Source organism: Saccharothrix syringae, assembly GCF_009498035.1.
Taxonomy (GTDB): Bacteria; Actinomycetota; Actinomycetes; order Mycobacteriales; family Pseudonocardiaceae; genus Actinosynnema; species Actinosynnema syringae.
The window spans coordinates 6820784-6847280 of sequence record NZ_CP034550.1 but is presented as its reverse complement, the minus strand read 5'-3'; the positions used below and the strand labels follow the sequence as shown (position 1 = coordinate 6847280).

Sequence of the window (26497 nt, the reverse complement as noted above, 5' to 3'; positions counted from 1 at the left end):
GTTCGGTTCACCGTGGAGTCCACGTCCACAGGTCGGCGGCCACCCGGCTAAAGGAATTCACGTTACGTTTAGCAGTCCACAATGCGGCCGGTTCGTCCGGTTATTCACGCGAAATAGTTTCGGCGCGTCTTGACCACGCGGGGGTCGTCCTACACAGTTTGATTAATGCGATTGGCGCCCGCGGCAGTGGCGCCCCGGTCCGTGCGCCCGTTTTCGGTTCCCGCATTGGCCGCGCTGATGTAGTCGTCGTTGAAGAGGAGCACGCCCATGGCCGGATCAGGCCACCCGCCCACCACCGTCCCACCAGTCCGCGGGCGCCGCCTGGCCGGTGTCGTCGCCGTCGTCGCCGCGCTGCTCGGCGGGCTCGTGGTCGCGCTCGGCGCCGCGCCCGCGTCGGCGGCGACCGTGGACACCACCGCGTGGTACGTCCTGGTCAACCGCAACAGCGGCAAAGCGCTGGACGTCTACAACTTCGCCACCAACGACGGCGCGCGGATCACCCAGTGGACCCGCAGCGACGGCAACAACCAGCAGTGGCAGTTCGTCGACTCCGGCGGCGGCTACTACCGGGTGAAGTCCCGGCTGTCGGGCAAGGTGCTCGACGTCTACAACTACTCCACCGCCGACGGCGGCTCGATCGTGCAGTGGACCGACAACAACACCAACAACCAGCAGTTCCGGCTGGCCGACTCCGACGGCGGCTACGTGCGCCTGGTCAACCGCAACAGCAACAAGGCGGTCGAGGTCCAGGGCGCGGCGACCAACGACGGCGGCAACATCGTCCAGTACAGCGACTGGGGCGGCGCCAACCAGCAGTGGCAGCTCGTCCAGGTCGGCGGGACCAACCCGACGACCACGACCACCACGACCACGACGACGTCGTCCCAGCCGGGTGGTCGTCCCATGGTCGAGAACAGCTTCCCGGTCACCCGTGAAGGCGCGTACGGCGACAACCGCTTCACCGTGTTCCGCCCCACCAACCCGCAGGCCCTCGGCCGCCCCCTGCCGGTCATCGCCTTCGGCAACGGCGCCTGCGCGCACACCAACAACAGCGAGGTCGTCCAACTGCTGACCACCGTCGCGTCGAAGGGCTTCGCCGTGGTGGACATCGGCTCCGTCAACGGCTCGGCCAACGGCCTGCCCAGCGGTTCCCCCATCCCCTCGCTGCTGACCGACGCCATCACCTGGGCCGAGCGCGAGCAGAACCGCTCCGGCGCGGCGCTGTCCCAGCGGCTGGACCTGACCAGGGTGGCCACCGCGGGCCACTCGTGCGGCGGCCTGGAAGCCCTCATCGCCGCCCAGGACCGCCGGGTCGACGCCACCGTCTCGCTGAACAGCGGGCTCTTCGCCGACGGCTCCTTCGGCTACTCGCGCTCCGAGCTGGCCAAGCTCCACGCGCCGGTGCTCTACATGGACGGCGGCTCCTCCGACGTCGCCTACGAGAACACCCGGGCCAACTACAACCTGACCACCGTGCCCACCGTCCTGGCCGAACACCCCCAGGCCGGCCACGGCGGCTTCATCACCGGCTACCAGATGAACGACGGCGTGACCACGCTCGTGCAGTTCCTCGACATGGTCCTCAACGGCAACCAGACGGCGCGCAACTACATCCTCGAACCGTCCGGGCTGGCGTCGAGGGCGCCCTGGGTGGTGGCCAAGAAGAACTTCTGATCGCGACCGGGGCGTGGGAGCCGCCCCGGTCGTCGAGGGGGAACGGCCGTCACCGGCACGCGCGGCAGTCCGACGCGTGCCGGTGACGGCGGTCACATCGACGCGGCCGTAACGCGGGGTGCGGGATCGAGCGAGTAATCCCTCGACTGGCACATTCCGAGGAGGGGGCGGCCGTGGAAGCGGGATTCTGGGTGGAGTCTTGGGAACTGGGCGGTACCAAGACGAGCTTCCACCTCAACCGGGTGCACCCCCACGCGCTGGCCCTGGCCGAGCGGGAGGACCTGCGCGGCGCGCGGGTGCTGGTGCCGCTGTGCGGGAAGACGCTCGACATGCTGTTCCTCGCCGGGCACGCCGCCGAGGTCGTGGGGGTCGAGCTGGTGCCCAGGGCGGTGCGGGAGTTCTTCGACGACAACGGCCTCGACGTGGTCGAGGAGCGGCCGGGTGTGTTCCGCAGCGGGAACGTCGTCATCCACTGCGCGGACCTGTTCGAGCTGACCGCCGCCGACCTCGGGCCGATCGACCTGGTCTACGACCGGGCGTCGCTGATCGCGTTCCCCGAGCAGATGCGGCGGCGCTACACCGCCAAGATCGTCGAGCTGACCAGGCCGGGGTCCCGGTACTTCCTCAACACGCTGGAGTACCGGCCGGTCCTGCCCGAGCCGCCGTTCGCCGTCGGGCCCGACGACGTGGCGGGCTACTACCTCGACGCGTTCGACATCGAGCACCTGCACGACGAGCCCAAGCCGGAGCACCGGATGGTCGAGAAGTTCGGCCTGGACTACCTGACCGAGCACGGGTTCCTGCTCACCAGGCGCTGACCGCGCCGCACCGGGCACAGGTGGCCACCTGTGCCCGTGCACATGCTGGACGGCGTGTCCGGGTTGCCGGTGCGGTTCGCCGGCGAAGGACCCGGCGAACGACGACCGCGACAAGGGCTCGACCGCGGCCGCTGCCGCCGTGACCGCGGGGTCCTCCGTCACGCCGGCGACCGGGTGCCGGTCGTGCGCGCTTCGGGCTATCCTGCTGTGCCGGAGGGCAGGTTCGAAGTGACGCGACCGCGTGTGACGTTGGCCGACGTGGCCGCCGCGAGCGGCGTCTCGGTGGCCACGGTGTCGCTGGTCCTGTCCGGTCGGGCGAAGGAGCTGCGCATCTCGGCGCGGGTGGAGCGCCGGGTGCGGGCCACCGCCGAGGAGCTGGGGTACCGGCGCCGGACGCTGCCGGCCGGCTCGCGCGCCGGGGGTCCCCCGGCCATGGGCTTCGTGTCCGACGCCGTCGCCTCGTCCGAGATCCCCGGCGACCTGATCAGGGGCGCGGTCGAGGCGGCCCACCGGCACGGGTTCGTGCTGTTCGTCGGCGAGAGCGGCGGCGACCCGGACCTGGAGCGGACCCTGGTCACCTCCATGCACGACCGCCAGGTCGGCGGCATCGTCTTCGCCACCGGCTACCCGAGGCGGGTCCTGCTGCCCGAAGTCCTGAACGCGGCCCCGTTCGTGCTGCTCAACGTGCTGCCGATCGGCCGCGCACCGGTGAACGCCGTGCTGCCCGACGACGTCGAGGCGGGGCGGGCCGCCGCGCGGGTGCTGGTCGACGCCGGGCACCGGGACGGCATCCACCTGATCGGCACGGGCCCCACGCCCAACGACATCCCGCGCAACTACCCGGCCGCCGTGGAACGCCTCACCGGTGCGTGCGAGGCGTTCCGCGAGGCGGGCGTCGAGGTGGTGGGCGTCCACCCGTGCCTGAAGTGGATGCCGGAGGACGGCTACCGGGCCACCCGCGCACTCCTGGCGCACCACCGCCCGAAAGCCCTGCTCTGCTTCAGCGACCGGCTGGCGTTCGGCGCGTACCGGGCACTGGGTGAGGCGGGCCTGTCCGTGCCGGACGACGTCTCCGTGGTGGGCATCGACAACCAGTCCATCGCGTCCTGGATGCACCCCCGGCTCACGACCGTGGCCCTGCCCCACTACCAGCTCGGCTCCACGGCGGTGGAACTGCTGCTGGACCTCACCCGGCGGCGGACCCGGGGCAACGGACCGGCGACCGTCCACAGGGTCGCGATGCCCACCGTGTACGGCGGTTCGGTGCGCACCGTCGAGGCGACCTGACGGCGCGCCGACAACCGCGGGCGCATACCGCGCAAGTGGGGGAGAAGCCGCACACCGGTCCGGTCCGATCATTGTCACCGGCATATGTTTGCGTTCACAAGACGAATGGCCCCATCGATCAAATTGACTGCTCCGAACGGCGCAAGTTGGGGTCTTTAGCACGTTTTAGCTGGTCGGGCCGGACTGTCGAATTATTCGACAGCACCGCCTTTGCCGCGCTGCAAAAAGTTAACGCTCACATGTTTGATTGACACCGCCTGGTGGCGCTCGTAGATTTCCGAACACCGGGCCCCGCGGAACCGAGGGGTCGCCCCGGTCGCGGTCGGGACCGCCGTCTCCCCTCCCGGCGACCCGGGGCCGCAGCGGCGGTCGCGGTGCCCCCGGCGGCACGGTGACCACCCGCGAGTTCCCACCCCCTGACCACGAAGGACCACGCAGCATGGCTCCCAGCCGACGGTCGTCCACCCGTGGCGCCCCGGTCTCCGCGATCGGCGCGACCGGCCTCGCGGCCCCGCCGCGCACCGCCTCCGCCGCGCCGAACACCGGCTGCCCGTCAAGACCGACCCGTGCGGCCCGGTCGACGCCGGGTGCGACGCCGTGGTCAACCGGCCGGGCCCGCCGAACCGGGTGCGGCTGAAGTCGTCCACCCCGCCCGACCGGTTCGTGCGGCACGTCCACGACGGCGCCCTGCCCGGCGACAACGGCTCCACCCGCCCGGTGGCGTTCTTCGGCGCGCGGGTCGCCTCCACCGCGGGCGGCGCGATCGACCCCGCCCGCCGAGCCCCGGGACCGGTCCGAGCCCGCCCGCCGGACCGGTCCCGGACCCCGCTCCCCGAGGAAGGGAACCACCATGTCCCGTACCGCCAGGCGCTGGTCGGCGGCGGTGCTCGCCGCGGTCGGCGTCGCCTCCGCCCTCGCCCTGGGCCAGAGCCAGGCGAGCGCCGCGACGACCGCCACCGTCGACGGGGGCACCGTCCTCCAGCCCATCGACGGCTTCGGCTTCTCCCAGGCGTTCGGCCGCACGAGCCTGATCCGCTCGCTGTCCGCCGCCAACCAGCAGCAGGTCCTGGACCTGATCTTCAACCGGCAGACCGGCGCGGGCCTGAGCATCCTGCGCAACGGCATCAGCTCCACCGGCAGCTCCATCCAGCCCACCAACCCCGGCGGGCCCAACGCCGCGCCCCGCTACGTGTGGAACGGCGACGACGACGGCCAGGTGTGGCTGTCCAAGAAGGCCCAGTCCTACGGCGTCGACCGCTTCTACGCCAACGCCTGGAGCGCGCCCGGCTACATGAAGACCAACGGCACCGAGAACAACGGCGGCACGCTCTGCGGCCTCCAGGGCGCCACCTGCGCCTCCGGCGACTGGCGCCGCGCCTACGCCGACTACCTCATCCAGTACACCAAGTACTACGCCCAGGAGGGCATCCCGATCACCGACCTCGGGTTCACCAACGAACCCAACTACACCACCGACTACTCCTCGATGCGCTTCACCCCCGCCCAGGCCGCCGAGTTCACCAGGGTCATCGGCCCGCTCGCGGCCCAGGCCGGGCTCAAGCTCGCGTGCTGCGACCCGGTCGGCTGGAACGACCAGCGCTCGTACGCCTCGGCGATCACGGCCGACTCGCAGGCCAGCGGGTACATCACCACCCACACGGGCCACCACTACAGCAGCGCGCCCACCTCGCCGCTGTCCGTCGGCGGCAAGCGCACCTGGATGTCGGAGTGGTCGCCCGGCGGCAGCTCCAGTTCCTGGAACACCAACTGGGACGACGGCAGCGGCATCGACGGCTTCACCGTCGCCAACTCCATCCACACCGCCCTGACCTCGGCCAACGTCAACGCCTACGTCTACTGGTACGCGGTGTCGGCCAACAACACGCGCGCCTTCATCCAGAGCAACGGCACCGGCTTCAGCGTCTCCAAGCGCCTGTGGGCGATGGCCCAGTACAGCCGCTACATCCGGCCCGGTGCCCACCGCATCGGCGCGAGCACCCCGGACACCAACCTCAAGCTGTCCGCCTACCGCAACACCGACGGCTCGGTGGTCGTCGTCGCGCTCAACGCGGGCACCGGCGCCCAGTCCACCTCGTTCAGCCTGCGCAACGCGGGCATCACCACGGGCACGGCCACCCCGTACGTGACCAACAACGGCAGCAGCATGGCCGCCCAGGGGACCATCGGCGTCAACGGCGGCGCCTTCACCGCCACGGTCCCGGCCCGCTCCCTGGTCACCTACCGCATCACCGGCGGAGGCAGCACCACGACCACGACCACCACGACCACCACGACCACGACCACCACGACCACGACCACCACGACCACGACCACGACCACCACGACCACGTCGACCCCGCAGCCCGACGGCTGCACCGCCGCCTACAAGGTGACCAACAGCTGGCAGGGCGGCTTCCAGGCCGACGTGACCGTGGCCAACACCGGCTCGGCGACCACCCGCGGCTGGCGGGTGTCCTGGACGCCGACCGGCGGGCAGGCCATCAGCCAGCTCTGGAACGGCAACCTGACCAGCAGCGGCGGCACGGCCACCGTCACCAACGCCGACTACAACGGCGCGCTGGCCCCCGGGGCGAGCGCCACCTTCGGGTTCACCGCGACCGGCTCGCCGGACCCGGCACCGGTACTGACCTGCACCACCTCGTAGCAGCCGAGTGAGGTGACAGCACGATGAGGAAGCAAGCGCTCCTCGCACTGGCCGCGACCGGCCTGGCACTGGGGGCGACGGCGTGCGGTGACGACGGGACGGGCGGAGCCGTCGACCTGGACGGCAAGAAGGTCGCCGCGATGGCCGACTACCGGGCCGGGCAGCAGTTCAAGGCGTCCGAGCCGGTCGAGTTCAGCCTGCTGTACAGCGACCACCCGAACTACCCGATCAAGGACGACTGGCTGTTCTGGAAGGAGCTGAAGGAGCGCACGAACGTCACGCTCAAGCCGACGGTCGTGCCGATGAGCGACTACGAGCAGAAGCGCAGCCTGGTGGTCGGCGCGGGCGACGCGCCGTGGATCATCTCCAAGACCTACCCGGGTCAGGAGCAGGCGTTCGTGGCCTCGGGCGCGATCGTGCCGGTGAGCGACTACCTCGACCTGATGCCGAACTTCAAGGACAAGATCGAGAAGTGGAAGCTCCAGCCCGAGCTGAACACCCTGCGCCAGGAGGACGGCAAGTTCTACCTGCTGCCGGGCGTGCACGAGGAGGTGTGGCCGGACTACACGCTGGCCTTCCGCACCGATGAACTCCGGCGCCTGGGCCTGGCGGAGCCCGAGACCTGGGACGAGGTCCACGACGTCCTCAAGGCGATCAAGGCCGCGCACCCGGACGGCTACCCGCTGTCCGACCGCTTCGAGGGCAAGAGCATCCTCAACTACGCCGCGCAGGCGTTCGGCACCCACGCCGGGTGGGAGTACCGGAACACGCAGTGGCGGCCCGACGAGGGCAGGTTCGTCTTCACCGGTTCCTCGCCGGAGCAGAAGCAGCTCGTCGAGTACTTCCACGAGCTCGTCGCCGAGGGCCTGATGGACCCGGAGAGCTTCACGCAGAAGGACGAGCCGGCCATCCAGAAGCTGGCCAACGGCAAGTCCTACGCGATCAGCACCAACGCCCAGAACCTGGTCAACGACTACCGCCCGGCGCTGAGGAACATCCCCGGCGCGACCATCGCCAAGATCACCGTGCCGGCCGGTCCGGCGGGCGGGGTCATCGCGATCTCCCGGCTGGAGAACGGCCTGATGATCTCGGCCAAGGCGCTGGAGAGCGACAAGTTCGTGGCGATGGTGCAGTTCGTCGACTGGCTCTGGTACTCCGACGAGGGCCAGGAGTTCGCCAAGTGGGGCGTGGCCGGCACGACCTACGACAAGGACGCCTCGGGCAAGCGCACCCTCAAACCCGGGATCACGTTCGCGGGCCTGAACACCGGCGCGCCGCAGCACCTCCAGAAGGACTACGGCTTCCACGGCGGCGTGTTCGCCTACGGCGGCACCACGGACCTCCTGGAGTCGACGTTCACCGACGAGGAGATCTCCTTCCAGCAGGCGATGAAGCGGAAGGCGGTCACCCCGCTGCCCCCGCCGCACCCGTTCACCGCGGACGAGCGCGAGCAGGCCACCCTGTGGGAGACCCCGCTCAAGGACGCCGCCACCCAGGGCACGCTCCAGTTCATCCTCGGCCGGCGCCCCCTGTCCGAATGGGACGCCTACGTCAAGGAGCTGGAGGCCAAGGGCATGAACCAGTACATGGACCTGGTCAACAACGCACACCAGCGCTACCAGCGGAAGAACGGCTGAGGAGGGACCATTGTGGAGCGCGGGCCCCCGCTCGGCCCCGTCCTCGCCGCGATCACCCCCGTCCCGGCCACCGGCGGCACGGCGCTGAGCGGCGGCCTCGCCGCGACGCCCGGCGACGCGGGCACCACCGCGGTGAGCGCCGGGTGCGGCAGGTCGCCGACGCCGACCAGCGGCACCCACACGATCCGGAGCGGCGGCAAGAGCCGCGGCTACCTCCTGCGGCTGCCCGACGACTACGACCGGAACCGCCCCTACCGGGTGGTGTTCGGCTTCCACTGGTGGGGCGGCACCACCACCGACGTGGCGACCGGCCAGGCCGTGCAGCGGGACGTGTGGTCCTGCTACGGCCTGCCGCGGTTGGCCGACGACAGCACCATCTTCGTCGCGCCCCAGGGCATCGACAACGGCTGGGCCGACAACGGCGGCGAGGGCACCGCCTTCGTCGACGACCTGGTCGGGCAACTCGACGGGGCCCTGTGCGTGGACACCGCGCAGCGCTTCGCCGTGGGCTTCAGCTACGGCGGTGCCATGCGTCGCCTACCCGGGCGTGTGGGCGGCCTTCGACGGCGGTCACATCGCCGCGCCGCAGGACGGCGCCGGCGGTGACAGCGGCACCAGGACGTGGGTCCCGGCCGAGGTGTGGAGGTCCTTCACCCAGTTCCAGGACACCCGGCCCACCACCACGAGCGACCCCCGGCCGGGTGGGACGTGCCGGGTCGCGGTCACCGTCAACGCCTGGAACACCGGCCTGACCGCCGACCTCGCCATCACCAACACGGGCACCGCGCCGGTCAGCGGCTGGGCGGGCAGGTCACCGCGCGCAACACCGCCTACAACGCCACCATCGCCCCCGGCGCGCCGGTCGGCATCGGCCACCAGGCCACCCACACCGGCAACACCGCCAAACCCGCCGCCTACAGCCTCAACGGACAACCCTGCGCCACCGGCTGACGGGAGGGTGCCCGCCGACCGCCGGGCCGTGACGGCACCCTGGTAGGCGCCGCGCGTGAACACTAGACCGGAGATCCGGCCCGGCCGGTCGACGGAGAACCGCTGCCCCGGCTCCACCGGCAACCGGTCGACGTCCTGCGGTGGGAGGTGGCAGGAGTTCAAGCGGCACGGGCAGCTCACCGGGGTCGGCTCGGCCGGCGTCCCGACGTGCGGCGTGCGCACCTCGCTCGGCAGCGGCTCCGCGACCTGGTCGAACCACGCCCGGATCCGGAACGCGACATCACCGGGACGCGTCGGGGTGATGGGGTGGCGCCACCGGTAGAGGCCGTCCACCTGGATGACCGGAGCCTCCGCCCTCTCGGGGCCTCGGTCCGGGGACAGCCCTCCTGCCCCTCGCCCCGGAGATCGTCGGACGCCGGTGCGGCGCTGCTCGGCGGTTCCGCCGGGCGGGCGGTCACGATGCCGCACCGACTTCGGGTACGCGTTACCCGCCGAGGTCGCCGGCGATGGTGGAGGTCGGGGTGTTGAGGATGCCGTCGAACGCGTCGAGGACCGGGGTGTGCAGGTAGGTGCTCTGCATCCGGATGCGGTCGGGGCCGGCGCCGGCGAGTTCCCGTCGTGCCCGGCGCAGGTCGGCGATGTGGAGTCCGAGCCCCGCGTCGGCGAAGGCGGCTTCGACGCTGCCCGGCTCGGGCGGCCCCGGCGGGGTGCCGTCGATGGCGAAGCCGAAAGGCGTTCCCCCGTCGCGGCGCATCTCCGCGGTCCGCCCGGTGGTGCTCGTCAGGCCGAGGGCGAAGTAGTCGTCGCCCAGGGCGTCCGTAGTCGCCCTGGCAAGCGGCTTCCAGGCAGCGCGAGGCGACGTCGTGGTCGTACCGGTCGCCGGACTCGGCGATCCGCGTCGCCGCCTCGACCACCGGCAGCACCTCCGGGTCGACCCGGCGCAGGTAGGCGGCGACCGGGGCGAGCGCGGGGAGCCGCCTGCCGCCGGGATGTCGGCGCCCTCGCCCCGCACCCACGCGTCGAGGGGGAGTCCTCCGGCGAAGCCGTACTCGAACGCCGGCGCGGTGAACCCGCGGCGCTCGACCAGGAACCGCGGGACCCGCCGGCGCAGCGAGTCGAACTCGTCGATGAAGTGGGAGTGCTCGCCGGTCGCGACGACGCGCGCGTCGCCGATGATGTCGCGCAGCCGGTCGGTGAACGGGCTGCCGGGGGACGGGACTGACATGCCGACGGCTCGATCCGGGAGTGCCTGCGGTGTCCAGGGGTCCGGAGTGGACTACCGGCGGGGTGCCGCGTCCTCCAGCTCGTCGACGCTGCCGGACATGACGGTGCGGATGTGCTCGGTGAGGTGTTCGAGCGGCCAGTCCCACCAGGCCAGGGCCACCAGCCGCGCGACGTCGGCGTCGTCGTAGCGGCGGCGGACGAGCCTGGCGGGGTTGCCGCCGACGATGCCGTAGTCGGGGACGTCGTCGACGACCACGGACCCGGAGGCGACGATCGCCCCGTGGCCGATGCGCACCCCGGGCATCACCATGGTCCGGTAGCCGATCCACACGTCGTGGCCCACCACGGTGTCGCCCCGTCCGGGCAGGCCGGTGACGAGGTCGAAGTGCCCGGCCCAGGAGCCGCCCATGATCGGGAACGGGAACGTCGACGGGCCGTCCATCCGGTGGTTGGCGCCGTTCATGACGAACCGCACGCCCTCGCCCAGCGCGCAGAACTTCCCGATGACCAGCCGCTCCGGCCCGTAGTGGTAGAGCACGTTGCGGGTCTCGAAGGCGGTCGGGTCGTCGGGGTCGTCGTAGTAGGAGAACTCCCCGACCTCGATCAGCGGCGAGGTGACCAGCGGTTTGAGCAGCACCACCCGCGGCTGGCCGGGTACCGGGTGCAGCACGGTCGGATCGGCGGGCGTCACGGGTCGTCCCCCTTATCGCGACAACTGTTACATTAAGATCCTGTCATGCCCCCGCCCGCCGAGCAAACGGGATCACCAGCGATGACCTCCCCGGCACCACGCCGCCGCCCCGGCGGCCGAACCGCCCGCACCCGTCGACAGGTGCTCGACGCGGTCCTCGCGGAACTGGCCGAGCACGGTTACGACGGGCTCACCGCGGAGGCCGTCGCCACCCGGGCCGGCGTGCACCGCGCGACGGTCTACCGGCGCTGGGGCGACGTCGGCGGCCTGCTCGCCGACGTCCTGGACGCGGCGGGCGACGACGACTGGCAGCCCCCGGACACCGGCTCACTGCACGGGGACCTGGCGGCGCTGAACCGGGAGATCCACGACTCGCTGGTCGCGGAGCCGCCGGTCGTGGCGGCCCTGATCGCCGCCTCGTTCCGCTCCGAGAAGGCCGAACTGGCCCAACGACGGCTCTGGGAGGACCGGTACCGGCGCTGCGAGGCCATCGTCAGCCGGGCCGTCGAGCGCGCCGAACTCCCACCGCGCACCAACGCCCGGCGGCTGCTGGTCGCCGCCACCGCGCCCCTGTACCACCACCTGGTGCTGCTCCACGCACCACCCGACCCGGAGCTGCCCGACCAGGCCGCCCGGACCGCCGTCCTCGCCGCGACCGCCGGCGCCTTCGCCGAACCCCCGCCCTGACCGGCCCGGTCAGCGGGCGCGGCGGGCGTTGTCGACGATCGCGTCCACGATGGTCGGCCACGCGCCGGGCGGGAGGTCGTGCCCCATGCCCGGGACGAGTACGAGTCGCGCACCGCCGATCGCGGCCGCGGTCGCCTCGCCGCCGGAGTGGTGGCACACGAGGTCCGCCGTGCCGTGGACGACCACCGTCGGCGCCGTGACCCGCGCGAGCTGATCGGTCCGGTCACCGGCCGCGCGCACCGCCCGGTACTGCCGGCGCCGGCCTCCCCGGTGGTCGGGGTCGCGGCGGAACGAGAGCGCGGCGGCCCGCCTGATCTCCTCGAAGTCCTGCTCGAAGCCGGGGGAGCCGACGGTCTCGAACAACCGCACCCGCCGCTCGACGGCCTGCTGCTCGGTGCGGGCGGTTCGGGAGAACAGGTGGCGGATCAGCCGTGGCGAGGTGCGGCCCTTGCCGCGGCGGCCGGTGGTGGACATGAGCGACGCCAGGCTCAGCACCCGTGACGGGTGGTGCGCGGCCATGACCTGGGCGATCATCCCGCCCATCGACGCGCCGACCACGTGGGCGCGGTCGGCGCCGAGCGCGTCGAGGAGCCCGACGGCGTCGGCGGCCATGTCGACCAGCGCGTAGTCGGTCCCGGGCAGGTGGGTCGAGCGGCCCGCGTCGCGGTTGTCGAACCGGACCACGAAGAAGCCGCGGTCGGCCAGCCGCCGGCAGAACCCGTCCGGCCAGTGCACGAGCTGGAAGCCCAGGCCCATGACCAGCAGCAGCACGGGGTGCCGCGGGTCGCCGAAGGTCTCGTGGCAGAGCTCGATGCCGTTGGCCGGGACGATCTGCTCCGCGGTGCCGGTCGGGTGGTCTCGCACGGTCCTCCGCCGTTCGGGATGGGCGCGGGACCTCCCCGGGGCCCGCGTGCGCACGTGTCGGACGGCCGCGATCCGGCCGCGCGACGGCTGTAGCCGCCGAACCTTATCCAGCTTCCCCGTGCGGCGCCCACGCCATTACCGACGCCCGGGTCGGGTGGCGGTCCCGTTGGACGCCGGTGAGCGGTTCGCCCGAGGTGAGAAGACCACGGCGGTCGCGGCGGAGCTGCGGGTGGGTGTGGGTCAGTGGAGAAGGTCGCCGCAGGTTCCGGCTCATCGGGCCCGAGGCCGCCGAAAGGGCGCAGTCGGGCGGCGCGCCTCGCTGGTGGATCTGGGACAACCTGAATGTCCACGCCCGGACCTGACTGACCCTCACAACTCCACAACCATGGCCGGCCGCCATCGCTCATTTGACCTCTGCAAGTGCGGTAAATTCGCGGCGACGTCGTCGCCGGTCTGCGCCCTGACCTGCGGTCGAATGGAAGGAAGTCCATCCCGGACTACTGCCGGTTGTTTCGTTTCCGCAATTTTCGTCCTACCGCTCACCCGCTTCGTCGATTGTCGCGCCGAATCCGCCGGATATGCTGTTCGGTCTCCACTCGACTTCGGGAAGTGGGACCATGACGCGTTCCTCCGTCAAAACGAACCCCGTGACCGGGCGCCTGCGCGCGCTCCTCGTGGCCGCCGCCCTCACGACCTCACTGCCGGCCCTCGCACCGGCCGCCACCGCCGATCCCCTCGACCTGACCTGCGCCGGCACCGAGACCGTCACCTACAGCCCCGGACTGCTGCTCACCCCCACCCCGCAGACCATCGGCGTCAACCACGTCCTCGCCCCCTGCATCCCCGCCACCGTGCCCGGCCCGACCTCCGGAACCACCAGCGCCTCGGTCCAGCGCACCGCCTCCTGCCTCGACCTCGCCGAACCCGGCACCGGGCAGACGACCATCACCTGGAACACCGGCCAGTCCAGCACGTTCACCTACAACCGCACCGTCACCAACATCGGCGGCAACGCCGTCACCACGCTGACCGGCGCCATCACCTCCGGCCTGTTCACCGGCGACGCGGCCGTCAGCGTCATCACCGGCCCCACGATCAACCCGCTCGACTGCCTGCACCCCGGCCTCACCCGCCGCACCGGCGTCGTCACCCTCACGATCACCGGCACCTGACCCGGGCGACCACCCCCGCACGCCGACCAGACCGGCCCTCGACGGTTCGGCCGCCGCGGGCACCGGCGGACCGCGGTCTGCGGGCACGGTCACCTCGAAGAGCGACTTCACCTATCGTCAGCCCGGCTCGGCGGCACGCACCCGCCCGCGCCCCGGCGCCCACCAGTTGAGGTCGCCGAGCACCGCCATCGTGGCCGGCACGAGCAGGCAGCGCACGACGGTCGCGTCCACGGCGATCGCGACCGCCATGCCGACGCCGAACATCTTGATCGTCGGGTCGTCGTTGGGCACGAACGCGAGGAAGACCCCGACCATGATCGCCGCCGCCGCGGTGATCACGCCGCCGGTGCCGACCAGGCCCTCGCGGACCGACCGCAGGTTGTCCCCGGTCAGGTCCCAGCGCCGGCGGACCTCGCTCAGCAGGAACACCTCGTAGTCCATCGACAGGCCGAACAGCAGGGCGAAGAGCATGAGCGGCACGAAGCTCGGGACGGGCACCGGGCCGGAGAGCCCGATCCACGTCACCCCCCACCCCCGGGTGAACACCGCCGTCAGGACGCCGTAGGCCGCCCCGATCGAGACCAGGTCCACCACGGCCGCCTTGAGGGCGAGCAGCGGTGCCCGGAAGGCCGCCAGCAGGACCGCGACCGACAGCAGCAGCACGACCCCGATCACCAGCGGCAGCCTGTCGCCGACCCGGTCGGCCAGGTCCACCCGGGCGGCGGTGTTGCCGCCGACGTGCACGGTCATGCCCGGCACCGACCGGCCGCGCAGGCGGTGGACGAGGTCCGCCGTCGCCGGGTCGCCGCCCGAGGTCGAGGCGATCACCTGGACCGTGACGACCCGCCCGTCCCCGAACGGCGTCACCGGACCGACGGCGGCCACCCCGGGCTGGTCCCGCACCGCCGCCACGAGCGGGGGCAGCCGGGGGTCGTCGGGACCGGTGACCGGCGTCGGCAGCCGGCCGAGCACCGTGATCGGCGTGCCCGCGCCCGGGCCGAACGCCGCCGACACGGCGTCGTGGGCCTGGCGGACGGCGGTGGACTCCGGCGAGGACCCGGCGTCCAGCTGGCCCGGCCGCAGGTCGGTCGCCGGCGCGGCGAGCAGGACCAGCAGCACGAGCGCCACCCCGCCGGCCGCCAGGGGCCGGCGGGTCACCCGGTCGGCCAGCCGCGCCCAGTGACCACCGGGGCCGGCGCGGCGGGCCAACCGGGTGTGCAGCGCCCCGCCGCTGGCGAGCCGCCCCCCGGCGAGCGAGGTCAGCGCGGGCAGCAGGGTGAGCGCGGCGAGGACGGCGAACCCGACCGCGATCCCGCACGTCCAGGCGAGCGTCCGCAGCAGCGGCACCCCGGTCAGGCCGAGCCCGGCGAGCGCGACCGCGACCGTGACACCGGCGAAGGCCACCGCCGCACCGGACTCGGCGGCCGCGCGCTCGACGGCCTCCGGCACCGCGAGGCCCGACCGCGCCAGCGCGCGGAACCGGCTGAGCAGGAACAGCGAGTAGTCGATGCCGACGCCGAGGCCGACCATGAGCGCCAGGGTCGACGCCTGGGCGGGCATCGAGGTCAGGTTCCCGGCCAGCCCCACGGTCTCCAGCGTCGCGAGCACCGCGAGGCCCGAGGTCAGCAGCGCCAGCACCGCGCCGACGAGGCCGCCGAGCGCGAGGAAGAGCACGAGGGCGGCCAGGACCAGGCCGAAGTACTCGTCGCCGGTGGTGCCCGAGCCGTCGACGGCCTGGGCGAACGCCCCGCCGGGCAGGACCAGCAGACCGGCGTCGGCGGCGGGCCGGGCGGCCTCGGTGACGGCCCGCGCCACGGCCTTGGTCAGCTCCGCCCGGCGGACGTCCAGGCCCACCGCGAACCAGCCGGTGCGCCCGTCCCCGGACAGCGACCCGTCCCGCGCCGAGGGCGGTTTCACCGAGGTCACGTGCTCGGCTCCGCGCAGCGAAGCCGCCGTCGCCGCCAGCACGCCGGAGCGGGCCTCGTCGTCCAGCCGCCCGTCCCGGGCCACCAGGATCACGGTCCCGGAGGTGAGCGGGGCCTCCGGTGACGCGGTCAGGTCCCGCACGAGCTGGGCGTCCGTGCCCGGCAGGCTCACGTCGTTGTCCGTCGGCGTGCCGATCACCCGGGCACCCGCCACGAGCGCCAGCACCAGCAGCACCCACGCGCCGATCACGACGAACCGGTGCCGGACGCACACCCGCCCCACCACCGCGACGACCCGCGCCGCCCGACCGTCGCGTAACGCGGCGCTCATCGGCCCCCCAGAACCATCGCGACAGCATAGCCACGGACCCCGGTGGCCGATCGGGTGGCGGGGAGCCGGGACCTGTTGCCGGGCCCCGCGCCGATCGCGACCCGGGCGCCTTCCGGGGCGAATCGGCCGCCGCCCTCCGAAGTGGACTCGTCAAGGCGTTCGAGGTCGTCGTGCTGTGTTCGGGCAGGACGGACATGACGGCGGAGTTCCCGCTCCGGCTCGTCGTCGACGAGGGACCGACGTCGTGGTCAGGCGGGCGGCCCTCGACCGGATGGGCGGGGTGCGCCGGGGGAGCCGGGCCGAGGACGTCCGCACGTCGTTGCGGCTGCGCAACTCGGGCCGGCGGTCGGTCTTCGTCTTGGAGCGCCTGACGCGGGCTGCCGCCCGAGAACCGGCGGGCGTTCCCGGGGCAGCGGCGGTGGTGGGAGCGGTCGTCGTCCTGGCCCGCCTCGCCCGGGACGCGGGGCCTGCCGACGATGCCTCGCCGGCCCGCGCGGACCGAACCCCCGGTCCTCCGCCGCAGAGCACGCATGTCAAGCACGCGTACAGGTTTCCGCCGGCCCCTGTCAGCCGCGAGGTGCGACGGTGCCGACCGTGCCCGGCCGATCGGGCACGGCCGAACCCCACGCGCAATAGAGGAGGGGGCACCCCATGCGGAGTCACGGAAGACCCAGGAAGATCTCCACCCTGGTCCTGGCCTTGGCCGCAACCGCGGCGATGATCTCGACGGCACTGGTCCCCGGCACCGGCGTCGCCGAGCCACGACCCCGGCCGGGTGGTGTCACGATGGTCAACGGCGTCGGCCGGACCATCACGCTGCCGGCGGCCGCCGCCGCCGCACTCGGGTCCGTTGCCGCCGGTCACTCCGGCGAGGGCGTGGCGTTCACCGCGGACGACCGGACGGAGCCCGGTCCGGTCGGCGGCGACTCGGTCATCGGGCCGGACGGCCGCGTCCCGGAGGCCCACCCGGCCGACTACCCGTGGGGCGCGATCGCGCACCTGGAGACCGACAAGGGCCAGTGCACCGGGTTCATGCTCAGCCGCGACGTGCTGGTCACCGCCGGGCACTGCGTGTACTACGGCGGCAGTTGGGTGACCTCGTACACCGTCACCCCGGGCCGCGGGGGGAGCTACAAGCCGTTCGGGAGCTGCACGGGCGGCGCAGCCGACGTCTGGGCCACCTCGGACTGGGTCGGCACCTCCGCCGGCTTCGGGGTCGGCAGCTACTCGCCCGACCACGACTACGGCCTGATCAAGCTGCCCTGCGACCTCGGCTACTCCACCGGGTGGTTCGGCTGGTGGTACAACACCGCCGAGAACCTGGTGGACCAGTACTTCTTCGTCGAGGGATTCCCGGGGGACAAGCCCTACGGCACGATGTGGTGGGACGCCGACTACACCTACTCGCAGACGGCCAACAGGCTCTGGTACTGGGTGGATACCGCGCCCGGCCAGAGCGGATCACCCGTCTACCACCTCGACTCCACCTCGCCGGGGCTGTGCCGCGGCTGGTGCGTGACGGGCATCCACACCTACGGGGTGGCCGGCACCAACCCGGCCAACAGCGGGACCCGGTTCCGGCCGGCCGTCATGGCGTTCATCAACTACTGGATCGCCCAGCCGTAGGTCCCCGGTGACCGGGCGGGCCGGGATCCGCCCCCGGCCCGTCCGGCCGCCGGGTGGTCGGCCCCACCTGCCCGCCGAGGTGCGCCACGATGGTGTCGATGGTCGGGAAGTCCCAGGCCAGCGTGGGGTCCACGAGGATTCCCCAGCGCTCCTCGATGTCGACGCACAACCCCATGGCGTGCACGGAGTCGAAGCCGAGCGAGCGCAGCGCCACGTCGGTGCCCACCTGCGCCGGCGGCAGCCCCAGGTACCCGGCCACGGCGTCGACGAGCCAAGCCCTCAACGAGTCAGACACGGTTGCCCTCCGAGTCGGTGACGATGGCGGCGACCGCCGGGGACAGCGCGCTGTGCAGCGCCGACAACCCGCCGCCGAGGAACAGGTCGCGCATGTGCCCCCGGCGCACCTTGCCGCTCGTGGTGCGGCGGATCGAGCCGGACCGGACGACCACGATGCTCACCGGCACGCCGAACTGCCGGGTGACGGCGTCGAGCACGGCATCGGCGAACTCGCCGGGGTGCCCCCGCGCGGCCCGGCGCATCTCCTGCACCAGCACGACGTGCTCCCCGGAGTCGGCGTCCCGCACGCCGAAGGCCGCGCCCGTGCCCGCGTCCGGGTGCGCCTCCCGCGCCGAGAACTCGATGTCGTGCGGGTACAGGTTCCGGCCGCGGACGATGATCAGCTCCTTGATCCGCCCGGTGACGTACAGCTGCCCGTCGAGGAGGAACCCGAGGTCGCCGGTCCGCAGCCAGCGGCCGTCCGGGCCGGTGACGAACGTGGCGCGCGTCGCGGCGGGATCGCCGTGGTAGCCCGCGGCCAGGCTGGGGCCGGCCACCCGGATCTCACCGACCGCGCCGTCGCCCACCTCGGCGCCCGTGGCCGGGTCGACGATGCGCACCGCCATGCCGCCCGGCTCGCCGCAGCCGACCAGCGGCACGCCGTCGCCGTCCGACGCGGGCACGACCTCGCCGGCCGCCAGCGACGCCGGGGTGAACGAGCGGACGGTCGGTCCGCGTCCGCGTGACGTGCAGGTGACCACCAGGGTGGACTCGGCGAGCCCGTAGCCCGGGTTCAGCGCGGTGCGCCGGAACCCGGCCGGCGCGAACTTCCGGGCGAACGCGTCCAGCGTGGCGATCCGGATCGGCTCGGCCCCGCTGACCGCCATCGTCAGGCAGGACAGGTCGAGCCCGGCGACCTCCTCGTCGGTGACCCGGTGGGTCGCCCACGCGTAGCCGAAGTCGGGCGCCACGGTCCAGTCCACCCGGTGCTCGCTGATCGCGCGCAGCCAGCGGACCGGGCGGGCGACCACCGCCTCCGGCGAGAGCAGGACCAGGTCGGCCCCCGCGTGCAGGGCCTGGAGCTGGAGCCCGACGAGCCCCATGTCGTGGTGGTGCGGCAGCCAGCCGCCGATCCGCCGGACGGGGACGTCGCCGCTGATCCGCGCGAACAGCTCCAGGTTGTGCGCCAGGCCGCCGTGGGTGACCTCGACGCCGCGCGGCCGGCTGGTCGACCCGGAGGTGTACTGGAGGTAGGCGATGTCGTCGGCGGCCACCTCCGGCGGTTCCCAGGGCCCGGCGGTCTCGTCGAAGGTCCGCGCCGACAGCTCGCCCAGCGCGGCCACGTGCGCCTCGTCGGTGAGCACCACCCGCGCACCCGAGTCCTCGACCAGGCGGTCCACCCGGTCCGCCCGCGAGGTCCCCGGCACGGGCAGGGGCGCGGGCACCGCCACGGCACGCGCGTAGAGGCAGCCGAGGAACGCGACGAGGAAGTCCAGGCCGGCCGGGTAGAGCAGCAGCACCGGTCGGCCCGCCAGCCCGGCCCCGGTCAGCCAGGACGCCACCGCCCTGGCCCGCCGGTCGAGTTCGAGGTGGGTCAGCTCGGCCGCCGGGCGCCCGTCGGCGAGGAAGGTGACCTTCCGGTCGGCGCGCGGGCGGGCGCGGAAGCGGGTGGCGAAGTCCGTCATCCGGGGAGCCCCTCGCGGACGTACCAGGAGATCAGCAGGTCGAGGATCCGGGGTGTGACGGGTGGCGGCTCGGCGTCCGCGCGGGACTCGAACTCGTACTCGTAGCGCAGGTAGGGGGAGGTGAACTTGCACCGCATGTTGACGACCGCCTCGAACCTGCTGAACGGCTCGGCTTCGACGTCCGCGGCGGTGGCGGCGACCAGCTCGACGGGCAGGTGCCGGGAGATCGCGGCGAACAGCTCGGGCACCGGCACCGCGACCGGGGGCACGAGGTGCCGCACCGGCCGGTCGAGCGGACCGCCCGCCAGCGCCAGCAGCCGGTCGACGGTGCCGTCGACGGGGGTGAGGTGCAGGGCGGCCCCCGGGTGGCAGACGAAGCGGACGCGTTCGCCGGGGGTGCGCCTCGCGAACATCGCGACGACCCGGAGGAAGTCGTACAGGCCGAGGTCGGACAACGCCCGGCCGGTCCCGGAGTGGCCGACCATGACGCCCAACCGGGCGACCAGTACGTCACCCCTCCGTGCCGGCGCAGTCCGTGAGAGTTGGACCTCGGCCGCCCTTTTCGAGTGTTCGTAGTCATTTCTGAACTCGGACGGGTGACCATATTCAGGCCATTGCTCCAAAGCTCTACCCTGCGTGGTCCCGTGTTGGTAAGCCGTGCTGACGTGGACGTACCGGGAACCGGGTTTCGCGTGCCCGGCGAACGCGGCGGCGACGTTGGCCGAGCCGACCACGTTGACCGCGTGCAACTCCGCCTCGCGCCGCGGGAAGAACGTGATGAGGGCGGCGCTGTGCCAATAGGTGCACGGTTCGGCGAATACTTCGGAAAGCGATGTGCCCAGGTCGGGTTCGGCGAGTGAGAACGCTCTGACCTGCACCTTCTGCACCATGGCGGGGTCCAGGTGCAGCGTGGCCATGGCGTCGGAGACCTTCCTCCGGACGACTTCGCCGCTGGCCCGCGCCAAAGCGACCACCGAGTCGCCGCGTGCCACGAGCGCGCCGATCAGATGGGAAGCCACAAAGCCATTCGCCCCATCTACCACATGGTTGGCCACGGAGGCAACCTTCCGTTGGTCGCATCGCGAACAGTAGCGTCCACAACGCCAGACTAATACCCCTCGGAGAAAGGGTCGCACCCCATGCTCAACGAACTGCTGAAGCGAAAGCTCGCACACCTCTTCGCCCTGCTGGACGTGGACGACGACGGCACCATCGACAGGATGGACTACACGGCTTCCGCGGACCGGCTCGTCACCGCGTTCGGGTTCGCGCCGGGCTCGCCCGAGAGCGAACGCGTCCGGGAGCGCTACAACAGGCTGTGGGAGTCGGTCACGCTCCCGATGGACACCGACGGCGACGAGCGCGTCGACGTCGCCGAGTACTCCTCGGGCATGGACCGGTTCGTCACCGCGTCCGACGACGGGTACCGGACCCACATCGCACCGGTCGCCGACGCCTTCTACGACCTGATGGACGTCGACGGCGACGGCCGGATCACCAGGACCGAGTACGTGCGCATGGCCGCCAGCGCCTTCCGGCTGTCCGAGGACGCGGGCAACGCCGCGTTCGACAAGCTCGACCTGAACGGCAACGGCTGGCTCGACCGCGACGAGCTGCACACCGCCAACGAGCAGTTCTTCCGCAGCCAGGAGGAGGACGCCAGGGGGAACTGGATCTTCGGGCCCATCGCGGCCTGACCCCGGCCTGCCGGGTGCGGGCCGGCCGTGCCCGGCGATCGCCGGGCACGGCGAGGCCGCGGCCTAGGGTGACCCCATGACACTGGGGATGCGGCGTCCGGAGGACGTCGAGGAGCTGCCGGCCGTCGGCGGCGCGTACCGGATCACGCTGTCGGGCGCGGACACGGGCGGTCGGCTGGCCGTGGTGGAGATGCGGTTGGCGGCGGGCGCGCTGGGTGCCGCGCCGCACGTCCACCACGGCCACGAGGAGGACTTCGTGGTGCTGGACGGGGAGATCGCCTTCGACACCGGCGACGGGGACGTCGTGGTGGGCGCGGGCGGGTCGGTGGCCGTGCCCCGCGGCTCGGCGCACGGCTTCCGCAACGCGACCGGCGAACCGGCCCGCTGCCTGATGATCCTCACCCCGGCCGGGTACGAGGACTACTTCCGCGAGGTGTCCGCGCTCGTCGCCGCGGGCCACGAGCCCACCGCGGCGGAGCTGGACGAGCTGCGCGCCCGGTTCCGCACCACGCCCGCCTGAGCCCGCCCCGGCGCCGCGTCGCGTGGCCGGGGCGCGGCGCGGCTCACTTCTCCCAGACCAAGGGTGCCTTCTCGTAGCCCTCGGCGCGGTCGAAGCTCGCGCCCGCCACCGCGGTCCCCTCGCGGGTCCCCTGGAGCACGCAGGTCTCGTACTTCGCCCCGGCGGTGGTGAAGTCGCGGCCGGCGCTCTCGGACTCGCACCGGTCGGTGTCGCCGCTGATGATCACACCGGTGCCCTTGCCGTCGGCGCCCAGCGCGCGCAGGCTGACCGAGCTGTGGGCCAGGTCGGTGCCGCCGACGTTCTCCACCGCCACCCGGATGTAGACCGGGGTGATGCCCTTGGCCTTGTCGCCGAAGTGGGCCAGCTCCGCGTTCGTGCCCTCCTCGATCGCGGTGACCGTGAGGGCGATCGTGCCGGACTTCTCGGTGCCGTACTTGAACGGCACGACGGCCCGTTCGCCGACTTTCAGCTTGGCGCCGGGCGCGGTGACGTCCCCGGCGGGCCGGGCGGCGCTGGTCGCGCTGCTGGTCGTGGTGGTGCTCTCGGCGGTGCTCTCGACGGTGGTGGCCGGGGTCGTGGTGTCGGCGGGCGCGGCGGCCCCGTCGGTGGAACTGCCGCAGGCCGACAGCAGCAGGGCCGCCGAACCGGCCGCGACGAGCAGGGCGCTGCGGACGTGCGTCAAGGCGGTACTCCTAACGGGGGAGGGATGTGCCTCGCACACTAGGCGCGTCGGCCGCCCCGGGGTGTGGGTCGTTCGCACCACACCCGCGCGGGTGACGCCGTGCCTCAGAGGTCGTCGAGGTCGATCAGGCCGTCCTGGATGGCGCGCGCCACCAGCGCGGCCTTGGTCGGCGCCTCCCGCCCGATCAGGGCGTACTTGATCCGGATGCGCTCCAGGTGCGAGTTGACCGTGGCCACCGAGATGCCCAGCCTGCGGGCCACGAAGTCCTTCGACTCCGACTGGAACCACTCCACCAGCACCTCGGTCTCGCGCTGGGACAGCGCCGGCCGGGTCTCCGAGCGGTCGCCCGCGAGCGCCCCCGCCAGCGACGGCGGCGTGTACGGCCGCCCCTCGCCCGCCGCCCGCACCGCCGGCACCAGGTGCTCCGCGCCCTCCGCCTTGGTCAGGTAGCACAGCGCGCCCAGCTCCAGGCACTGCAACGCGATCCGGTCGTCGGCGCGCATCGAGTACACGACGACCCGCCGCCCCGCCTCCACCAGCCGCCGCAGGTCGCCCAGCGCGGGGGTCGGACCGCCCAGGTGCAGGTCGAGCACGACCACGTCGGCGTGCGCGCCCTCGTCCAGCCACGCCACCCGGACGTCCTCGCCGTCGGCGACGACCCGGATCGGCGGCACGCCCGACGACAACCAGTACGCGACGCCCGCCCGCACCGCCGGGTGGTCGTCCACCACCACCGCGCTCAGCCCGTCCGCCACCGCGCCTCCGTCCTGGTCTGCCCACCGTACGTGTCGGACCGCACCTCGACCGGCCCCGGCGCGGGGTCGACGGGCACCGCCGCGTCCGCCACCACCGCCACCCGCACCTCGCCGTCCGCGCGCAGCAGGCTCACCCGGGCGCGTTCCCGCGCCGCCGACAGCGCGGCCGCCACCGGGGCGGTGAGCTGCCGCCGCACGTCCGTCGGCACCGGCACCACCTCGCCGCTGACCGCCAGCGACACGACCAGGCCGCGCCGCTCGGCGACGTCCACGCACGCCGACACCTCGTGCACCAGCGGGTCGGGCGAGTCGTCCTGCTCGGCGAACAGGCGGCGGAGCTGGGTGGCGGCGAACGCGCACCGCCGCCGGGTCTCCTCCGCGCGCGGGTCGAGCACCCCGTCCGCCAGGTCCGCGAGCAGCGGCAGCGTGCTGCCCAGCCCGCCCGCGAACCCGGTCCGCAGGTCCCGCGCCCACTGCTCGGCCGCCGCCGCCCTGGTCGCGGCCCGCTCCTGCGCCACGGCCGCCTCCGCGGCCCGCCGCGCGTTGCGCAGCAGGACCCGGGTCAGCAGCAGCACGCCGAACTGGAAGCTGGTCACGCCGAGCACCACCACGCCGGCCGCGCCGATCGCCGTCCGGTCCGGTGCGCCGGCGAGCGCGAACTGGGCGATCCCCGCGGCGGTGTGCGCGCCGAGCGCGACCGCCGACAGCCGCGGGCGGTCCGCCAGCAGCACCAGCAGGTGCCAGCCCGCCAGGCCGAAGGACCAGTGCCCCGCGCCGAAGTGCCCGCCCGGCGGCAGCGCGGCCGTCGCCACCGCCGACGCGACCAGGACCACCACCGCGCCCAGCGCCACGACGGGCTCCGGGACCGGCCGCCGCCGCACGATCCACACCGCGCACACCAGCGTCACCAGGGTCAGCGCCAGGTAGGCGGCGGTCGCGCCGGGACCGCGGTCGTGGGACAGCAGCGGGACCAGCCCCAGTCCGGGCTGGATCACCGCCACCACCCCGAGCAGCACCAACCGGATGCTCGCGGCCACCTCGTCCACCGACGACCCGCTCACGCCGGCCACGCCAACCGGACCACCGTGCCACCGGGACCCGAGGTCACGGCGGCCGACCCGCCGACCGCCGCCATCCGCCCCACGACCGACCCGCTGATCCCGCGCCGGTGCCGGGACACCCGGTCCGGGTCGAACCCGCGCCCCCGGTCGACGACCGCGACCACCACCCCGTCGCCGACGGGCACCACCGAGACCTCCGCGCACGTCGTCCCGGCGTGTCGCGCCACGTTCAGCAGGGATTCCCGCACCGCGCGCACCAGCGCCAAGGCCACCCGGGCGGGCACCGGCGCGGCGGACACCCCGGTCGTGACCTCCAGCGGCGACCGGTCCGCGACCGCCCGCACCGACGCGCCCACGTCCACCAGGCCGTTCCCCGCGTCGCCCGCGCGGGTCAGCAGCTCCAGGTCGCGCCGGGCGAACCCGGCGACGGCAGCGGCGTCGACCCCGCCGGCCTGCGTGGCGACCACCAGGAACGTCGCCGAGGCGGTGTCGTGCAGCAGCGCCAGGTACTCGCGCTCGCGCGCCCGCCGCTCCGCAGCCGTCACCTCCGCCCGCTCCACCTCCGCCTGCCGCACCCGCTGCTCGTCCACGCGCCAGGTGGAGCGGCGGACCACGACGTAGGCGAACCGGGCCAACGCGCACTCCAGCAGCACGCGGAGCACCACCTCGCCGTCGAACCCCGCGGCCCGCAGCTGCACGCCGAGCAGCGCGCCGGTGACCGGGGCCGCCACCGCGGGCCGCCACTCCCACTGGAGCGTGATCGCCGTGGTGGTCAGGACGTTCAGCGCCCACAGGGCGGATTCGCCGCCGAGGGCGCCCTGCGCCGCGCACACCGCCACCACCCGGACGACGGCGAAGCCCAGCGCGAGCCGGCGGTCGAGGAAGTCCGCGACCGCGCCGACCACCATCAGGCCGAGCAGCGCGAACCCGGCCGGCAGCGCCTCGTCCGACACCGAGCACACGCCGAACGCGCTGAGCAGCACCACCCCGACCCCGCGCACCGGCCCGGCGAAGCGGCCGACGGCGTCGCGGACCCCTGCCTCGACCCGACCCACCACGGACCGGAACCCTAACCCGCACCGGCGGCGGGCCCGCTCCGGTGGGCACCGGCCGCGCGTGACGGGGATCGGCCGCGCGCGACGTCCCGGTCACCGCGGCGGGCCACGCGCCCGGGTCAGTACTCGATCACCAGGCGGGCTCGTGCGCGATTGGCCAGGACTTCGGCGAAAGCCTCGTTGACCTCCTCCAGCTTCCGGGGTTCGGCCGTCACCGCGGTCCGGCCGGCGGCGTGCAGCGCGAACACCTCCGCGAGGTCCTGGTGGGTCCCGACGACCGAGCCGATCACCGAGATGCCCCGGGTCACCGCGTCGAAGGTCGAAGCCGGGGGTATCCCGCCCGCCGGGAGGCAGACGCGAACCAGCCGGCCGCCGCGGCGCAGGGAGCGGAGCGCGTGCTCGTAGGCGCTCGACGTCGACGCGAGGGCGAGCGCGACGTCGGCGCCGCCCTGTGCCCGGATCACCGCGGCCGGGTCGCGGGTGCGCGCGTCGATCACCTGCTCCGCGCCCAGTTCCCGGGCGAAGTCCAGCTTCTCCGCTTCGACGTCGACCGCGGTGACGAAGCCGCCCGCCTGCCGCGCGTACTGGATCGCCAGGTGGCCCAGCCCGCCGACGCCGAACACGGCGACGCAGTCGCCGGGGCCGACCCGACCGGCCTGCACGGCCTTGTAGCTGGTGACCCCGGCGCACGTCAGGGGAGCCGCTTCGAGCGGTGGGACGCCGTCGGGCACGGGGACGGCGTAGCGCGCGTCCGCGACCGCGTACTCGGCGTAGCCGCCGTCGATCGTGCAGCCGATGTTCCGCTGCGACTCGCACAGGATCTTCCAGCCCGACAGGCAGAAACCGCACTGCCCGCAGGCCGAGCAGAGCCACGGCAGGGCCACCCGGTGCCCCACCTGGCTCGCGGCCACGCCCGCGCCCACCCGTTCGACGATGCCGACGCCCTCGTGGCCGGGGATCAGCGGCAGCGCCGGTCGGATCGGCCAGTCGCCGTGGGCGATGTGGATGTCGGTGCGGCAGATCCCGCACGCCTCCATGCGGACCAGGACCTGGTGCGCGCCGGGTTCGGGGACCGGTATCTCCCGCAGTTCGAGCGGGGCCGAGAACTCGGTGACGACGGCAGCACGCATCGAGGTGCTCCTTACCAGACAGCCCCGACCGCGACAGGTCGCCGATCAGGTTCCGTTCCCCCGTGGTGAGCGGCTTTGAAGCGT

Annotated in this window: 24 protein-coding genes; 11 read left to right on the top strand and 13 right to left on the bottom strand. The window is 73.2% G+C overall.

Features of this window, described 5'->3' with window-relative positions; translation table 11 throughout:
* The first annotated feature begins 267 nt into the window (after positions 1–267).
* The 6 genes from EKG83_RS48425 (at position 268) to EKG83_RS29095 (ending at position 8687) form a co-directional block, all read left to right on the top strand.
* The gene (locus EKG83_RS48425) at positions 268–1674 is read left to right on the top strand and encodes an RICIN domain-containing protein (RefSeq protein ID WP_084716888.1); all 1407 of its coding nucleotides are present in this window, start codon (positions 268–270) and stop codon (positions 1672–1674) included.
* 173 nt (positions 1675–1847) lie between these two features.
* A complete protein-coding gene (locus EKG83_RS29115) occupies positions 1848–2492 on the top strand; it encodes a class I SAM-dependent methyltransferase (RefSeq protein WP_033433806.1) in 645 nt (214 codons plus the stop codon).
* A 228-nt stretch (positions 2493–2720) separates the two neighbouring features.
* On the top strand, positions 2721–3779 hold the full coding sequence (locus EKG83_RS29110) for a LacI family DNA-binding transcriptional regulator (RefSeq protein ID WP_051766593.1): 1059 nt from the start codon (positions 2721–2723) through the stop codon (positions 3777–3779).
* An 850-nt stretch (positions 3780–4629) separates the two neighbouring features.
* Complete coding sequence (locus tag EKG83_RS47115) at positions 4630–6444, top strand: cellulose binding domain-containing protein (RefSeq protein WP_063741428.1); 1815 nt, start codon at positions 4630–4632, stop codon at positions 6442–6444.
* Positions 6445–6467: 23 nt separating this feature from the next.
* On the top strand, positions 6468–8081 hold the full coding sequence (locus EKG83_RS29100; protein ID WP_153278523.1) for an ABC transporter substrate-binding protein: 1614 nt from the start codon (positions 6468–6470) through the stop codon (positions 8079–8081).
* Positions 8082–8093: 12 nt separating this feature from the next.
* Positions 8094–8687, top strand: coding sequence for a hypothetical protein (locus tag EKG83_RS29095; protein WP_051766562.1), 594 nt, complete (start codon positions 8094–8096; stop codon positions 8685–8687).
* Here EKG83_RS29095 and EKG83_RS50040 read toward each other — a convergent pair.
* From EKG83_RS50040 to EKG83_RS29075, 3 genes are all read right to left on the bottom strand, one after another.
* On the bottom strand, positions 8652–9365 hold the full coding sequence (locus tag EKG83_RS50040) for a hypothetical protein (protein ID WP_051766563.1): 714 nt from the start codon (positions 9363–9365) through the stop codon (positions 8652–8654). The two genes, EKG83_RS29095 and EKG83_RS50040, sit on opposite strands and share 36 nt — an antisense overlap.
* A 151-nt stretch (positions 9366–9516) precedes the next feature.
* A complete protein-coding gene (locus tag EKG83_RS29080; protein ID WP_033433810.1) occupies positions 9517–10257 on the bottom strand; it encodes an erythromycin esterase family protein in 741 nt (246 codons plus the stop codon).
* Between the two features lie 51 nt (positions 10258–10308).
* Positions 10309–10947, bottom strand: a complete 639-nt coding sequence (locus tag EKG83_RS29075) for a CatB-related O-acetyltransferase (RefSeq protein ID WP_033433811.1) — start codon at positions 10945–10947, stop codon at positions 10309–10311.
* Positions 10948–11088: 141 nt separating this feature from the next.
* Between EKG83_RS29075 and EKG83_RS29070 the strand changes: the two genes are divergently transcribed.
* Positions 11089–11634: a TetR/AcrR family transcriptional regulator gene (locus tag EKG83_RS29070; protein ID WP_228122260.1), complete on the top strand. Its 546-nt coding sequence runs from the start codon at positions 11089–11091 to the stop codon at positions 11632–11634.
* Positions 11635–11643: 9 nt separating this feature from the next.
* Here the strand turns inward: EKG83_RS29070 and EKG83_RS29065 are convergent, their stop codons facing one another.
* On the bottom strand, positions 11644–12498 hold the full coding sequence (locus EKG83_RS29065; protein ID WP_063741429.1) for an alpha/beta hydrolase: 855 nt from the start codon (positions 12496–12498) through the stop codon (positions 11644–11646).
* A 647-nt stretch (positions 12499–13145) separates the two neighbouring features.
* Here EKG83_RS29065 and EKG83_RS29060 point away from each other — a divergent pair.
* On the top strand, positions 13146–13670 hold the full coding sequence (locus EKG83_RS29060; RefSeq protein ID WP_033433813.1) for a hypothetical protein: 525 nt from the start codon (positions 13146–13148) through the stop codon (positions 13668–13670).
* Between the two features lie 117 nt (positions 13671–13787).
* Here the strand turns inward: EKG83_RS29060 and EKG83_RS29055 are convergent, their stop codons facing one another.
* Positions 13788–15926, bottom strand: coding sequence for an MMPL family transporter (locus EKG83_RS29055; protein WP_051766564.1), 2139 nt, complete (start codon positions 15924–15926; stop codon positions 13788–13790).
* A gap of 651 nt (positions 15927–16577) precedes the next feature.
* Here EKG83_RS29055 and EKG83_RS29050 point away from each other — a divergent pair.
* A complete protein-coding gene (locus tag EKG83_RS29050; RefSeq protein ID WP_084716890.1) occupies positions 16578–17552 on the top strand; it encodes a trypsin-like serine peptidase in 975 nt (324 codons plus the stop codon).
* Here the strand turns inward: EKG83_RS29050 and EKG83_RS29045 are convergent.
* From EKG83_RS29045 to EKG83_RS29035, 3 genes are read right to left on the bottom strand one after another with little or no spacing between them, the layout of a single operon-like run.
* Positions 17527–17847, bottom strand: coding sequence for an acyl carrier protein (locus EKG83_RS29045; protein WP_063741430.1), 321 nt, complete (start codon positions 17845–17847; stop codon positions 17527–17529). The two genes, EKG83_RS29050 and EKG83_RS29045, sit on opposite strands and share 26 nt — an antisense overlap.
* Positions 17840–19513, bottom strand: a complete 1674-nt coding sequence (locus EKG83_RS29040; protein ID WP_033433814.1) for a fatty acyl-AMP ligase — start codon at positions 19511–19513, stop codon at positions 17840–17842. The genes EKG83_RS29045 and EKG83_RS29040 overlap by 8 nt, the downstream gene beginning before the upstream one ends.
* Positions 19510–20568 (bottom strand): SDR family oxidoreductase, encoded by a 1059-nt coding sequence (locus EKG83_RS29035; RefSeq protein WP_170191920.1) that lies wholly within the window; start codon positions 20566–20568, stop codon positions 19510–19512. Before EKG83_RS29035 ends, EKG83_RS29040 begins: the two co-directional genes overlap by 4 nt.
* A gap of 84 nt (positions 20569–20652) precedes the next feature.
* Here EKG83_RS29035 and EKG83_RS29030 point away from each other — a divergent pair, with 84 nt between their 5' ends.
* Both EKG83_RS29030 and EKG83_RS29025 read left to right on the top strand, forming a co-directional pair.
* Entirely contained in the window at positions 20653–21210 is a 558-nt protein-coding gene (locus tag EKG83_RS29030) for an EF-hand domain-containing protein (protein WP_033433816.1), read from the top strand.
* A 76-nt stretch (positions 21211–21286) separates the two neighbouring features.
* A complete protein-coding gene (locus EKG83_RS29025; protein WP_033433817.1) occupies positions 21287–21730 on the top strand; it encodes a cupin domain-containing protein in 444 nt (147 codons plus the stop codon).
* A 43-nt stretch (positions 21731–21773) separates the two neighbouring features.
* Here EKG83_RS29025 and EKG83_RS29020 read toward each other — a convergent pair whose 3' ends face one another.
* The 5 genes from EKG83_RS29020 to EKG83_RS29000 form a co-directional block, all read right to left on the bottom strand.
* The gene (locus EKG83_RS29020) at positions 21774–22412 is read right to left on the bottom strand and encodes a hypothetical protein (protein WP_051766566.1); all 639 of its coding nucleotides are present in this window, start codon (positions 22410–22412) and stop codon (positions 21774–21776) included.
* A 104-nt stretch (positions 22413–22516) separates the two neighbouring features.
* Positions 22517–23167: a response regulator transcription factor gene (locus EKG83_RS29015; RefSeq protein ID WP_033433818.1), complete on the bottom strand. Its 651-nt coding sequence runs from the start codon at positions 23165–23167 to the stop codon at positions 22517–22519.
* A complete protein-coding gene (locus EKG83_RS29010; protein ID WP_084716911.1) occupies positions 23152–24228 on the bottom strand; it encodes a hypothetical protein in 1077 nt (358 codons plus the stop codon). The genes EKG83_RS29015 and EKG83_RS29010 overlap by 16 nt, the downstream gene beginning before the upstream one ends.
* The gene (locus EKG83_RS29005; protein ID WP_194282945.1) at positions 24225–25286 is read right to left on the bottom strand and encodes an ATP-binding protein; all 1062 of its coding nucleotides are present in this window, start codon (positions 25284–25286) and stop codon (positions 24225–24227) included. The genes EKG83_RS29010 and EKG83_RS29005 overlap by 4 nt, the downstream gene beginning before the upstream one ends.
* Before the next feature lie 116 nt (positions 25287–25402).
* On the bottom strand, positions 25403–26413 hold the full coding sequence (locus EKG83_RS29000; RefSeq protein ID WP_033433819.1) for an alcohol dehydrogenase catalytic domain-containing protein: 1011 nt from the start codon (positions 26411–26413) through the stop codon (positions 25403–25405).
* Positions 26414–26497: the final 84 nt, after the last annotated feature.